Annotated in this window: 12 protein-coding genes and 1 rRNA gene; 10 read left to right on the top strand and 3 right to left on the bottom strand. The window is 37.2% G+C overall.

Features of this window, described 5'->3' with window-relative positions:
- Positions 1–28: 28 nt before the first annotated feature.
- Complete coding sequence (locus BM012_RS19025) at positions 29–1,114, bottom strand: FUSC family protein (protein WP_061802476.1); 1,086 nt, start codon at positions 1,112–1,114, stop codon at positions 29–31.
- A 316-nt stretch (positions 1,115–1,430) separates the two neighbouring features.
- Positions 1,431–2,717, bottom strand: coding sequence for a glutamate-1-semialdehyde 2,1-aminomutase (locus tag BM012_RS19030; RefSeq protein WP_061802477.1), 1,287 nt, complete (start codon positions 2,715–2,717; stop codon positions 1,431–1,433).
- A gap of 154 nt (positions 2,718–2,871) precedes the next feature.
- On the opposite strand from BM012_RS19030, the gene BM012_RS19035 reads away from it, so the two are divergent.
- The 8 genes from BM012_RS19035 (at position 2,872) to perR (ending at position 11,034) form a co-directional block, all read left to right on the top strand.
- On the top strand, positions 2,872–3,885 hold the full coding sequence (locus BM012_RS19035; protein ID WP_061802478.1) for an ABC transporter ATP-binding protein: 1,014 nt from the start codon (positions 2,872–2,874) through the stop codon (positions 3,883–3,885).
- Positions 3,878–4,669, top strand: a complete 792-nt coding sequence (locus tag BM012_RS19040; RefSeq protein WP_061802479.1) for an ABC transporter permease — start codon at positions 3,878–3,880, stop codon at positions 4,667–4,669. Before BM012_RS19035 ends, BM012_RS19040 begins: the two co-directional genes overlap by 8 nt.
- Positions 4,670–4,674: 5 nt before the next feature.
- Positions 4,675–5,460 (top strand): ABC transporter permease, encoded by a 786-nt coding sequence (locus BM012_RS19045; RefSeq protein WP_061802480.1) that lies wholly within the window; start codon positions 4,675–4,677, stop codon positions 5,458–5,460.
- A gap of 47 nt (positions 5,461–5,507) precedes the next feature.
- Positions 5,508–5,972 carry a thioredoxin-dependent thiol peroxidase gene (gene bcp, locus BM012_RS19050; RefSeq protein ID WP_061802481.1) on the top strand — a complete coding sequence of 155 codons (465 nt, stop codon included), beginning with the start codon at positions 5,508–5,510 and terminating at the stop codon, positions 5,970–5,972.
- Between the two features lie 213 nt (positions 5,973–6,185).
- A complete protein-coding gene (gene ssuD, locus BM012_RS19055; RefSeq protein ID WP_061802482.1) occupies positions 6,186–7,316 on the top strand; it encodes an FMNH2-dependent alkanesulfonate monooxygenase in 1,131 nt (376 codons plus the stop codon).
- 28 nt (positions 7,317–7,344) lie between these two features.
- Positions 7,345–9,114 (top strand): solute:sodium symporter family transporter, encoded by a 1,770-nt coding sequence (locus tag BM012_RS19060; RefSeq protein WP_061802483.1) that lies wholly within the window; start codon positions 7,345–7,347, stop codon positions 9,112–9,114.
- A gap of 92 nt (positions 9,115–9,206) precedes the next feature.
- Positions 9,207–10,316, top strand: coding sequence for an aminopeptidase (locus BM012_RS19065; protein ID WP_061802484.1), 1,110 nt, complete (start codon positions 9,207–9,209; stop codon positions 10,314–10,316).
- A 262-nt stretch (positions 10,317–10,578) separates the two neighbouring features.
- Entirely contained in the window at positions 10,579–11,034 is a 456-nt protein-coding gene (gene perR, locus BM012_RS19070; protein ID WP_019390631.1) for a peroxide-responsive transcriptional repressor PerR, read from the top strand.
- Positions 11,035–11,047: 13 nt separating this feature from the next.
- Here the strand turns inward: perR and BM012_RS19075 are convergent, their stop codons facing one another.
- Positions 11,048–11,404, bottom strand: a complete 357-nt coding sequence (locus BM012_RS19075; RefSeq protein WP_061802485.1) for a YgzB family protein — start codon at positions 11,402–11,404, stop codon at positions 11,048–11,050.
- A gap of 161 nt (positions 11,405–11,565) precedes the next feature.
- On the opposite strand from BM012_RS19075, the gene BM012_RS19080 reads away from it, so the two are divergent.
- Positions 11,566–12,432 (top strand): nucleotidyltransferase-like protein, encoded by an 867-nt coding sequence (locus BM012_RS19080; RefSeq protein WP_061802486.1) that lies wholly within the window; start codon positions 11,566–11,568, stop codon positions 12,430–12,432.
- 346 nt (positions 12,433–12,778) lie between these two features.
- Positions 12,779–12,980, top strand: a 16S ribosomal RNA gene (locus tag BM012_RS19085); the annotation flags it as partial.

Consider the following 12,980-nt stretch of genomic DNA (forward strand, 5'->3'; position numbering starts at 1 on the left):
AAAGCACGTGTCAGCTGACACGTGCTTTTTAATTTTCTTCTTCACCGCTAATCTCAAAAGAGTTTTCTGTTGTATGATAGCTTTGAAAGCTATCGATAAGCAAATCAAGATGTTCAACTTCTTCTCCATATTCAATGATAGAAGAAATGAGGGGAAAAAGATTATACAGCATTTTATTTTCATCTTCATCTTCAAGAAGTTTATATTTCATAAATGTATCAATAAGTCCACGTTTCCCTGTACAAGAAGGATCAATCGCTTTATGCGGCTGCTGAGCACGAACTTTTCCAATGAATTTTAAAAGAGTTTGTTCATGGTAGCTTAAAATGTACTCTGTTTGCTCTTTTAACACTGTTTGAAATTTCTCTGGCATATGATGAATATCATTGCCAAGTCTATGCAGCAAACGTAGCGTTGTTAATGCCCTTTTTGTTGTAAGCAACATTTGACGAAATAGAACAAGTTTACGAGATTTTACATGAGCATTTTTCTTAGAGTATTTTCGTTCTTCTTTATAAAAATCAAATGTTTGTTCAGTTTGTTTAAGGCGATCCTCAATTTTTTCAATATCTTCTTTTAACAGTGTATATGCGGAAGCTTCTCTTAAGGTCATTCGAATCCATTTAATAATGTCTTCTGTTATGTGTGTCAACTTATAATAAAGTTTTGTCTCATATTTAGGTGGTAGAAAAATAAAATTTACGATAAAGGCTGATAATACTCCGAGCATGACAGTACTAAATCTAAGCAAAGCATAATCTGTTGATTCAATCGTTGTGCTTTCCATGATCGCAATAACCGTTACTAGGGAAAGCGGAATAATATTTTGGGATTTTAGACGCAAGTTGATTGTAATAACTAGAATAGCCGTCAATCCAATTACAACGGGATGATTCCCTAGTGTAAGAGAAAAGATAACCGCTACTAAAGCTCCGATAATGTTTCCTTGAAGCTGGTCTAAAACCGTTAAATAAGAGCGATAAATAGATGGTTGAATTGCAAAAATAGCCGCAATTCCCGCAAATGCAGGCGCTGATAGCCCAAGAAGCTCTGCTAAAAATAAGGCAAGCGTAATTGCAATTCCTGTTTTGAAAATACGAGCACCAAGTTTCATGGTGAGAGTTAATGACATTCCCTTCGTAATAAAGTTTTTCTCTGAAACCACATTATAAATCATTTGGTAAAAAAAGAAAGTCTGACTTTTATTATCTTTAATAAACAGTCAGTATTTCCTTGCTAAATAGAGAAGAAGGAGCGCTCTATAGCTTTTAGAAAATAATTTTTTCTTTTAGTAATTGCTAAACAATAACCTACTATACAAGGTTTAGAAGAGGATATCAAGAGAAAATCTTCAACAAAAAACACCATTTTTAGACGATGATAAAAAAACACCTCTAGAAAGGTTTCTAGAGGTGTTTTCGGTTATTTACTTACAGTTGACTGAAAGCTTTTTCAACTGCTATTAACGTTTTTGTAATATCTTCTTCTGTGTGAGCTATTGTTAAAAACCATGCTTCATATTTAGAAGGAGCAAGATTAATGCCTTCATTTAGCATAAGCTTAAAGAATTTTGCAAACATCTCTCCGTCTGTATTCTCGGCTTGTTCATAGTTCACTACAGTTTCATTTGTAAAGTACACTGTAAGAGCACCTTTTAAACGGTTGATCGTAATAGGAACATTGTATGTTTTAGCGTGCGCGGCAATTCCTTCTTCAAGCATCTCACCTAATTGATCAAGACGTTCGTAGACGCCTTCTTCTTGCAGTATTTCTAGACAAGCAATTCCAGATAGGATAGAAGCTGGATTACCTGCCATTGTGCCTGCTTGATAAGCAGGTCCAAGCGGTGCTACTTTTTCCATAATATCTTGACGACCGCCATAAGCCCCGATTGGAAGTCCGCCTCCAATAATTTTCCCTAGAGCAGTTAAGTCTGGTTTGACTCCAAGTAAATCTTGAGCTCCTCCATACATAAAGCGGAATGCTGTGATAACCTCATCATAAATAACAAGCGCTCCAGCTTCATGAGCAAGATCATTTACAGCTTGTAGGAAGCCTTCTTTTGGTTCTACAATTCCAAAGTTCCCAACAATTGGTTCTACGAGAACACCGGCGATTTCGTCTCCCCATTTTGCAAGGGCTTCTTTAAACGGTTCAATATCGTTAAATGGAACGGTAATAACTTCTTTTGCAATACTTTTTGGAACTCCAGCAGAATCAGGTGTTCCAAGTGTTGAAGGACCAGAACCCGCTGCAACAAGGACAAGGTCAGAGTGACCGTGATAGCAGCCAGCAAATTTAATGATTTTGTCACGTCCAGTATAAGCACGAGCAACGCGAATTGTCGTCATTACGGCTTCTGTGCCAGAGTTTACGAAGCGTACTTTATCTAAATTCGGCATCGCATTTTTTAACATTTTCGCAAATTTCACTTCATGTGCTGTTGGTGTTCCATATAAAACGCCATTTTCAGCAGCTTCTGTAATAGCTTTTGTAATATGAGGATGTGCATGACCTGTTATAATCGGTCCGTACGCTGCAAGGTAGTCAATGTATTGATTGTCATCAACATCCCAAAAGTAAGCTCCTTGTCCGCGCTTCATAGCAACGGGAGTACCGCCGCCAACTCCTTTATATGAGCGAGAAGGACTATTTACGCCCCCTACAATATGTTCAAGCGCTTCGCTATGTAATTTTTCAGAATTTGTAAATCTCATAAATGATGCCTCCTAGAGCATTAAAGTTTCTTTTTCTATTCTAGCAAACTTTTGCCTTTATGTACTAGAGGAAGCAATCTTACCATTTGTGTAGATGCGTCTTATTGGTTACACTAACGTATGGTAAATAGTAAAAAGAGATGGAGGAGTGAAGATGAAGGAAATTATTGAAGTAAAAGGATTGCGTAAGGAATTTAAAGCATACGCAAACCGTTCAGGATTAAAAGGAGCTTTTCGTGATCTTTTTACTCGGCAATATAAGATTGTTCCTGCTGTTGATAATGTATCAATGTCAATCAAGCAAGGAGAGATGGTTGGTTATATTGGAGAAAATGGCGCAGGGAAATCAACAACAATAAAAATGCTAACAGGCATCTTAACCCCAACAAGTGGACATGTGCGTGTAAATGGAATGAATCCACATAAAGAAAGAGAGAAATTTGCTCAAACGATTGGGGTTGTATTCGGGCAACGTTCGCAGCTTTGGTGGGACATTGCGGTTCAGGAATCTTTTCGTCTCTTGAAAAAAGTATACAAAGTGTCTGACGAAGATTATAACGAGCATATGAACCATGTTATTGAAACACTTGATATTGGACCACTTTTAGACAAGCCAGTCCGAAAGCTTTCCCTTGGTCAACGTATGCGCTGTGAGCTTGCAGCTGCACTTATTCATAATCCACCATTGCTCTTTCTAGATGAACCAACAATTGGATTGGACGTACTTGTAAAATTAAAGATTCGTAAGTTTCTTAAAGAAATTAACGAAAAACATAAAACAACGATTTTGCTTACCACTCATGATTTAGCTGACATTGAGGCACTTTGTGAGCGCGTTATTATGCTTGATGAAGGAAAAGTCATTTATGATGGTCTTCTAGACAAGCTGCGTACAAATTGGGGCGAGCAAAAGCAAATTTCGTTCCAATTTACAATACCACCGCTTCATGCTGATTTAATTAAACTAACGAAAGACCTTGATGTATCTTGGTTTAGTGGTGATCACCCAGACGTATATGTTGCCCATGTTGGTACAGATCAAGATATTATGTCAGAGCTCATTGGTAGAACAGTTGGGGCATACCGGATTCAAGATATGAGCATTGAAAAAATCTCTACAGAAGAAATTATTCGCAACATTTATGAAGAAGGTGTTGTGAGTGGATAAGTATATTGAAATGATTCGCATCCGCTTTTTGATGATGCTTGCTTACAGAACAAACTACTATAGTGGAATTTTAATTTATGGAATCAATATTGGGGCCTATTATTTTCTTTGGTCTGCGATTTATGGTGGAAAAGGAAATATTGAAGGATTATCGATTACGCAGATGGTAACATATGTAGCTGTTTCATGGATGGCAAGAGCTTTCTATTTTAATAATATTGATCGCGAGATGGCAACAGAGATTAAGGAAGGAAAAGTAGCAGTAGAACTTATTCGTCCATATAGTTATCTTGGTATGAAAACAATGCAAGGGCTTGGTGAAGGTCTTTTTCGTTTTTTCTTCTTTTCTATTCCAGGTCTTATTATCGTTTATTTTATCTTTCCAATTGAATTTTCAGCGAGTCCAGTAACATGGGGCCTTTTCTTGCTTTCACTCGTATTTAGCTTTTTTATCAATATGCAAATTAACTTGCTTACTGGAATCACTACGTTCTTTTTATTTAACAACGATGGATTAATTCGAGCGAAACGAGTTGTTATCGACTTATTTTCAGGATTACTTTTACCAATCAGCTTTTATCCTATATGGGCACAAAATATTATGGGGTACTTGCCTTTTCAAGGGATTAGCTATATTCCGAGCATGATTTTCACGAATGGATTCAAAGGAGCAGACGTTTATCAAGGATTGCTATTTCAAGCGCTTTGGTCTGTTGTTTTATTAATTCCAATTTCTTTAATATGGTGGGCCGCTCGTAAGCGTCTCGTCATTCAAGGAGGGTAGAGAAAATGTTTTACTTCTCAATATTTTTTCAATATATCGGTCAATATATGAAAACAAGGCTTCAATATCGCTCGGATTTGGTCGTTGAAATTTTATCTGATTTGCTGTTTCAAGCCGTTAACTTAGTATTTATTCTTGTTGTGTTTGGTCATACACAGTTTTTACATGGGTGGTCAAGAGATGAAATTATTTTTATATACGGATTTTTCCTTGTCCCATTTGCTATTTTCTCTACCTTTTTCAACATTTGGGACTTCAATGAACGATACATTGTAAAAGGAGAAATGGATCGGATTTTAACAAGACCTATTCATAGCCTTTTTCAAGTTATATTAGAACGCATTGAGCTTGAGTCTCTCTTTGGAGCTGTAACAGGTTTAGCGGTTATGATTTATGCAGGATCGCTTCTTGATCTTCCGTTTCATTGGTATGATCCATTGATATTTCTGCTATTTGTCATTGGGGGAGCTCTTGTTTATGGAGGTATCTTTATTTCATTAGCTACAATTGGATTCTGGTCTGATGCTAGAACGTCCATTATGCCAACTATGTATAATATTGGAAACTACGGGCGTTATCCTGTAGATATTTATAACAACGTTATTCGTTACATACTTACATGGATTTTGCCGTTTGCATTTGTTGGTGTTTATCCCGCTGCATACTTTTTAAAACGAGAAGAATGGTATTGGTATTCGTTTTTAACGCCTGTTGTTGGTTTAGCTTTCTTTATTTTGTCTATTGTTTTATGGAATACAGGAGTAAAAAGGTATAGAGGAGCAGGAAACTAACCGAAGTATGCTATAGTATAAAAAATAAGTTTAGGAGGTCTTTTTTTATGACATTAAATTTAGGAGAAAAAGCACCTGAGTTTTCACTACCTTCAAATACTGGAGAAGAAGTTAAGCTTTCTGATTTCGAAGGGAAATTCGTTGTTCTTTATTTTTACCCAAAAGATATGACTCCAGGATGCACAACAGAAGCTTGCGATTTCCGTGATCAGCATGAAAGTTTTAAAGAGCTTGATGCTGTAATTTTAGGTATTAGTCCTGATCCAGTTGCACGTCATCAGAAATTTATTGATAAGCATGATCTTCCATTTTTACTTCTAGCAGATGAGGAACATAAAGTTGCTGAACTTTATGACGTATGGAAGTTAAAGAAAAACTTTGGTAAAGAATATATGGGAATTGAACGCTCTACGTTTGTTATTAACAAAGATGGGGAGCTTTTAAAAGAATGGCGCAGAGTCCGTGTTGCAGGCCATGTTGAAGAAGCCCTTCAATTTATTAAAGAGCAATAAAAAATGAAAACCGCTGTGAATCAGCGGTTTTTTATTTTTCTTTAAACAAGTTTGAAATTGATATATAGTTTGAATAGTGTTAATATTTCGTTAATATAAGTGGATATATCTTCATCAATGCTAAAGCTCACTTCTTCATCTGCATCCATTTTGCATATTAAGAATGGGCTTTCTTATTTTCTGTAAACAAAGAGGTAGGGGGGAAATAGGGAGATGAAAGTGTTTTGGTTCATTCCAACATCAGGAGACGGTCGCTATTTAGGAACAGCAAAAGGTGGCCGTGAGACGAGCTTCGATTATTTGAAACAGCTTGCACGAGCTATTGATACACTTGGCTATCATGGAGCATTGCTGCCAACAGGGAGATCTTGTGAAGATGCATGGGTAACAGCCTCTTCCTTGCTCAGTGAAACATCTAGGATGAAATTTTTAGTTGCTTTGAGACCAGGCCTTATGTCGCCAGCTGTTGCAGCCCGAATGGCTGCGACATTTGATCGATTTTCGAACGGCCGTCTTTTAATTAACATTGTGTCAGGCGGAAATCCTTCTGAACAAATTGGAGATGCGCTTCAAGTGAAGCATGAAGAGCGATATGAACTAACACGAGAGTTTCTGCATATTTGGACATCTTTAATGAGAGACGGGAAATCAGACTTTTCAGGAGAGCATATTACAATTAACGGAGGTAGACTTGTTTATCCACCTATTCAATCTCCTTATCCTCCGATTTACTTTGGAGGATCATCAAGCAAAGCGCTTCCTATCGCTGCAAAGTTTGCAGATGTTTATTTAACTTGGGGAGAGCCTGTTGAACATGTGAGAGAAAAAGTAGAAAAAGTGAAAGCTCTAGCAGCGGAGCAAGGAAGAACCGTTAAGTTTGGGATTCGTCTTCATATGATTGTGCGTGAGACAGCAGATGAAGCATGGAAATCAGCAAATGAACTTATTCAATATGTTGATGAGGAGCTTATTGAAAAAGCCCGCCAAGAAATGGGACGTCATGATTCAGAGGGACAACGTCGTATGCTTGCTCTTTACAGTGGAGATCGAAATGACCTTGAAATTCGTCCTAACCTTTGGAGTGGCGTAGGTCTTGTCCGGGCTGGTGCTGGTACAGCGCTTGTTGGAGATGCTAAAACAGTGGCAGAGCGTATGAAGGAATACGAGGAAGCTGGGATTGATACATTTATTTTGTCAGGCTATCCACACTTAGAGGAATCGTACCGTGTAGCTGAACTTCTTTTCCCACACCTACAATTAGAAAAACATGAAGAACAAGCTACAAAAGCCACAGCTTCCCCTGGAGTTATGATTGCTGACGACGTAAAACCTATTAAAAAATAAAAATTAAGCGACAGGGAGCAGGGGAGATATGGAGAATCAAAATATGTTATTTACTTTATTGTCTTGCCTATTTTTTGTCCTCCTTTTAGGAATATGGACGTATAAGAAAACAAAAGGATCAAATTCAACTACAGAAGGTTACTTTCTAGCTGGTAGAGGAATGACAGGAGGGTTTATTGCTGGGGCTCTTATTTTAACGAACTTGTCAGCAGAGCAAATGGTTGGATTAAACGGTCAATCATATGGAACAAACATGACGAACATGGCATGGGAAGTCACAGCTGTTTTTCCTATTGTTATTATGGCTTTGCTTCTTCTTCCACGTTATCTTGGAGGAGCTTTTACAACGCTGCCTCAATTTCTGAGAGATCGCTATGATGAAGGAGTAAGACGCCTTGTTGTTCTTTTATTTATGCTTGGGTATGTGCTTGTCACAATTCCATCTACTCTATACTCCGGGGCTCTTGCCGTATTGAAAATGTTTGATGTTCCCGCTCTACTTGATATCTCATATACGCAGTCTATCTGGGTTATGGTATGGATTATTGGCCTGTTTGGCGCTGTTTTTGCGATATTTGGCGGAATGAAAGCTATCGCGGTATCAGATACATTTATTGGCGTTGGTCTTATTATTGTATGTACACTCATACCGGTTATTGGTCTCTATCAGCTTGGAGATGGAAGTATAGGTGAGGGAGCTCGTATTGTTTCAACAAATCATACAGAAAAACTTAATGCAGTTGGATCAAGTACAGACTCTGTTCCGTTTCTAACGATTTTCACCGGGATGATCTGGGCAAATCTTTTTTATTGGGGAACAAATCAATATGCAATTCAGCGTACGCTTGGTGCAGCCAATTTAGCAGAAGGACAAAAAGGCGTATTATATACAGGCTTTTTTAAACTGCTTGTTCCTATATTCATGATGGTCCCGGGAATTATTGCCTTTCATATGTATGGAGGTGGATTGCAATCCGTTGACCTTGCTTTTCCAACACTTGTAGCTAATACGCTACCTTGGTATTTACAAGGATTCTTTCTTGTTGTACTTCTCGGTGCCGTATTCAGTACCTTTAATGCCTTAATTAACTCAGCAGCAACAATGTTTGCGCTAGATGTTATTCAGCCATTAAAGCCAACTTTGTCCGATCGAAAGCTTTTAGATTTAAGCAAATGGTTTAGCGGTATTTTAGCAATTGCAAGCTTTTGTATTGCCCCCTTGTTAATGTATGCTCCAGACGGTCTTTGGGAGTTAATCCGTCGTTTTACAGGTTTCTTTAATATTCCGATCATTGCTGTTGTTCTTGTTGGAATTTTTGCGCGAAAAGTTCCTGCTTTAGCTGCGAAAGTTGTGATTATTTTTCATGTTGTCACATACTACATGTTGATTTGGGGAATGAATCAATTGTTTGGTATTCCTATTAATATTAATTACATTCATGTTTATGGCATCCTGTTCTTTACAGAGATTGTGATAATGCTTGCTATAAGCCGAATATCACCGAGGAAAGAAGCATGGAAGTTCACACCAAAACCTAAAGTTGATATGAAACCATGGAAATACTCCTTATTTACTTCTGTTGTTTTGATCGGATTTGTGTTCGCTTTTTATCTTGTGTTCTCACCAATTGGTCTAGCATATAAACAGGGATATGTTTCTCCTTACTTTTGGCCGAGTTTAGGTTTGTTATCAATTGTAACGATAAGTATTGCGATTTTGTCAGTGAAAAAGTGGAACAAGAAATATGGCTCCTATATAGAGAAGACGACGAGTTCTACTAAAACAATATCTTCATGAGTAACGCCCTCTTGCTCATTAAGAGGGCTTTTCTTTTTCAAGCGATTCTAAGTATGTTACATTAATATGGAAACGTAAAGGGGGAGTTTAAGATGAGAGATTCACGCATTAGCACATTAGCAAGTTTGCTAACACATCATTCTATTAAGGTGAAAGAAGGAGAGAGGGTATTAATTAAAGCACATCTTATTGCACGCCCACTTGTTCTGGAATTAATTGATGAGATTTATAAAGCTGGTGCTTACCCTTATGTGGATATTTTAGATGATGAGATTTCAAAACATATTGCAATGGGATATGAAAAAACACAGCTTGAAACAAGTGCTGCTTGGGAAATGCAAAAATATAAAGATGTGGACTGTGTCATTGCTGTTATTGGAGAAGAGAACGATGCAGAATTAGCGGAAGTACCTTCTGAGAAACATCGAATTCGTGGAGAGGTAATGAGGCCTGTTCAACAATTTTACATAAACAATAGAAGATGGACGCTTTTAAATTATCCAACAAAAGCGCTCGCTCAAAAAGCAGGTATGAGCACATCACGCTTTGAAGATTATTTACTTGATGTTTGTACAATTGACTACAGTAAGATGTATGAAGCCATGAAACCTTTAAAAGAGTTAATGGAAAGAACGGATAGAGTACGATTAGTTGGCAAAGGGACTGATCTATCTTTTTCAATTAAAGGAATAGAAGCAATTATGTGTGCTGGAGAAGCAAATGTGCCAGATGGGGAAGTCTTTACAGCTCCTATCAAAGACTCTGTTAATGGAACAATTACATTCAATACACCTTGCCCATACCGTGGAACAACGTTTACAGATGTCTCACTTACATTTGAAAACGGAAAAATTGTGAAAGCAGAAGCGGATAAAACAGAGAAACTGAATGACATTTTAGATACAGACGAAGGATCTCGTTATATTGGAGAATTCGCCATTGGCGTTCATCCTCTTATTCAAGAGCCAATGGGAGATATTTTATTCGATGAGAAAATTGGTGGAAGTCTTCATTTTACTCCAGGAGAAGCCTACGAAGAAGCGGACAATGGAAACCGTTCAGCAATTCACTGGGATATGGTTCTTATCCAGCGACCTGAGTACGGCGGAGGTGAGATTTACTTTGATGATGTTTTAATTCGTAAAGATGGCGAATTTGTATTAGAAGAATTAAAAGGATTAAATAGAGAAAACCTTCTATAAAATCGGCATTTGTCTATGAACAAATGAGAGATTTCTTCATATAATAAAAACATGAAGAATACCTCCTCAGGTAAATAATGGTGGAAGGCACAAAGCATGAAATGCTTTGTGCCTCTTTTTTTGTCGTATAATAAGAAAAAGTAGGATAAAATAGAAAGAGAAACGATGGATTTCAAAACGCCAGAAGTTGACAAAACAAGCTTGGCAGATGTACACTAATTATAAACATTATAAAGTAAGAACTTTTTTAGAAGAGAGGTGCATGGCGGTGGCAACAACAGACGATTTAAAAGAGGCTTTGGATGTACTTAAGGGTACTGGGGTTCGGATTACACCGCAACGTCATGCGATTTTAGAGTACCTAATTAATTCTATGTCTCACCCTACTGCAGATGAAATTTACAAAGCATTAGAAGGTAAGTTTCCTAATATGAGTGTTGCAACGGTTTATAACAATCTCCGCGTTTTTCGTGAAGCAGGAATCGTTAAAGAATTAACATACGGCGACTCTTCAAGTCGATTTGATTACGTAACAACTCAGCATTATCATGTTATTTGTAATGATTGTGGGAAAATTGTTGATTTTCATTACCCAGCTTTGAATGAAGTAGAAGCGCTTGCTGCGCATATTACGAATTTTGAAGTTAGTCATCATCGTTTAGAGATATATGGAACATGTCCAGAATGTGCAAAAGATAAAAAAACAGTCGAAAGCTGATCGTACGAAATGATCAGCTTTCTTTTTTCTTTCTATTATATTTCTCATTGAATTCTTTTCCTTCTAGGGCAGGATCAAGTGTAAGAGGCTCTCTACAATACATACACATGTCTACACGTCCTAATACTTTTGTATACTTTTTGCATTCAGGGCATACAACTTGGACGGCTTTAGTAGAAAGCATTCCAATCCAAAAATAAACAACAGTGCTGCCAACAATACATAAAAGACCAAGAAGCATAAAAAGGGTCATTAATAGCATTGATTCTCTAAAGAAAATCCCCGCATACATAACGATAAAACCAATAAATACAAGACTTAAAGCGAAAGTGCGAATTTTATTAATTTTACTCGAATATTTAGTAGCCATGAAAGCCCTCCCTTTTTCTTATCATACCATAGGAAATGGCACATTTTTCTCATGAATTATCGCCTAATAGAAGAGGATTTCGACAATGGCTGTCGAAAGAAGAAGAATACCAAAGTTCCCTTCAAAGTGAAACGGAATTTAAATGTTGGAGGAATTATGATATGGAAGATATACTGCGCCCAATTTATCAGGAAAGAGCAAGTAATCGTGATACATTAGGGGTTTTGCTTATTGAAAAGAGTAAGTCAAGTTTACCTGTAACAGATAATCAAGATGCATTGCTCGTTGTAATTGTTAAAAAAGCTGAAGTTCCGCTTTTTATTAAACACTATCATCGTCACGATACAACTGCTGCTCTTTATACTGTAACAGAGGAACAGCTTTATGATTGGTTAACAAACGGCAGCAATCGTCGAGTTGTAGACTGGATTTTTAATGGGCAAATTCTTTTTGATCGAAATGAGTACTTAGAAACTTTAAAAAAGCAGCTTGATGAATTTCCTTACCATGACCGCTATAAGAAAATAGGAATTGAGTTCGCGAAGCTTATTCGTCGGTTTATAGAAGGAAAAGCTTTTTTTACAAGCGGTAATCATTTAGATTCCTTTAATCATATGGTTCACGCTTTGCATCATTTAGCTCGTCTGTCAGTTCTAGAGCATGGATTTCACCCAGAAGTAACGGTATGGAGTCAAGTGAAGAAACTTGAGCCTGAGGTTTATAAATTGTACGAGGAGCTTGTAGAAAGCAAAGAGGGAATTGAAAAACGTCTTGAACTGCTTTTCTTAGCGAGTGAGTTTTTATTAAATCAGCGCATTGATTTAGGCTCAAAACATCTTTTATCTGTAATGAAGCAAAAACAGGAACCGTGGACATTTCAGCAGCTTATGACAGAGGAAGAGATAGCGCCTTATAGTATTGACTTAGGAATTGTACTAGATTTCCTTGTTGAGAAAGAGCTTGTCTTTATTTATGAAGAAGAAACAAAAGGGAAAAATATATATCACAGATACTATACAACAAGATAATATAGATAGGGTCTTCTAGCATCCAGCAAGAAGACCCTACCTTATTTCTAAAAAGATATAAAAAAATGAAAATAACTGTTGACGATTCTTTTTTATCTTGGTATAGTATTACTTGTCGCTGCTACGGTAGCACAAAACGGAAATCGAGTTAAAATTTATTTAAAAAAAGTTGTTGACACACTTTGAAATAAGTGATAAGATGTAAAAGTCGCTGTTAACGATAAATGAAATGATTGACCTTTGAAAACTGAACAAAATACGTCAACGTTAATTCTATTTTATTTTTAAAACAACGTTTCTTATTAGAAACAAAAAGCTATGGACATCGAAAGATGAAACCAAACTTTCTATGGAGAGTTTGATCCTGGCTCAGGACGAACGCTGGCGGCGTGCCTAATACATGCAAGTCGAGCGGAGTTTTGAAAAGCTTGCTTTTCAAAACTTAGCGGCGGACGGGTGAGTAACACGTGGGCAACCTGCCCTTGAGACGGGGATAACTCCGGGAAACCGGAGCTAATACCGGATAACACATATCTTCGCATGAGGAT

This window comes from Priestia endophytica DSM 13796 (genome assembly GCF_900115845.1).
GTDB lineage: Bacteria > Bacillota > Bacilli > Bacillales > Bacillaceae_H > Bacillus_I > Bacillus_I endophytica.

Excerpts from the sequence above, each read along its gene's own strand:
- BM012_RS19025 (WP_061802476.1), bottom strand. The coding sequence starts at position 1,114 with ATGAAACTTGGTGCTCGTATTTTCAAAACAGGAATTGCAATTACGCTT.
- BM012_RS19030 (WP_061802477.1), bottom strand. The coding sequence starts at position 2,717 with ATGAGATTTACAAATTCTGAAAAATTACATAGCGAAGCGCTTGAACAT.
- BM012_RS19035 (WP_061802478.1), top strand. The coding sequence starts at position 2,872 with ATGAAGGAAATTATTGAAGTAAAAGGATTGCGTAAGGAATTTAAAGCA.
- BM012_RS19045 (WP_061802480.1), top strand. The coding sequence starts at position 4,675 with ATGTTTTACTTCTCAATATTTTTTCAATATATCGGTCAATATATGAAA.
- bcp (WP_061802481.1), top strand. The coding sequence starts at position 5,508 with ATGACATTAAATTTAGGAGAAAAAGCACCTGAGTTTTCACTACCTTCA.
- ssuD (WP_061802482.1), top strand. The coding sequence starts at position 6,186 with ATGAAAGTGTTTTGGTTCATTCCAACATCAGGAGACGGTCGCTATTTA.
- BM012_RS19060 (WP_061802483.1), top strand. The coding sequence starts at position 7,345 with ATGGAGAATCAAAATATGTTATTTACTTTATTGTCTTGCCTATTTTTT.
- BM012_RS19065 (WP_061802484.1), top strand. The coding sequence starts at position 9,207 with ATGAGAGATTCACGCATTAGCACATTAGCAAGTTTGCTAACACATCAT.
- perR (WP_019390631.1), top strand. The coding sequence starts at position 10,579 with ATGGCGGTGGCAACAACAGACGATTTAAAAGAGGCTTTGGATGTACTT.
- BM012_RS19075 (WP_061802485.1), bottom strand. The coding sequence starts at position 11,404 with ATGGCTACTAAATATTCGAGTAAAATTAATAAAATTCGCACTTTCGCT.
- BM012_RS19080 (WP_061802486.1), top strand. The coding sequence starts at position 11,566 with ATGGAAGATATACTGCGCCCAATTTATCAGGAAAGAGCAAGTAATCGT.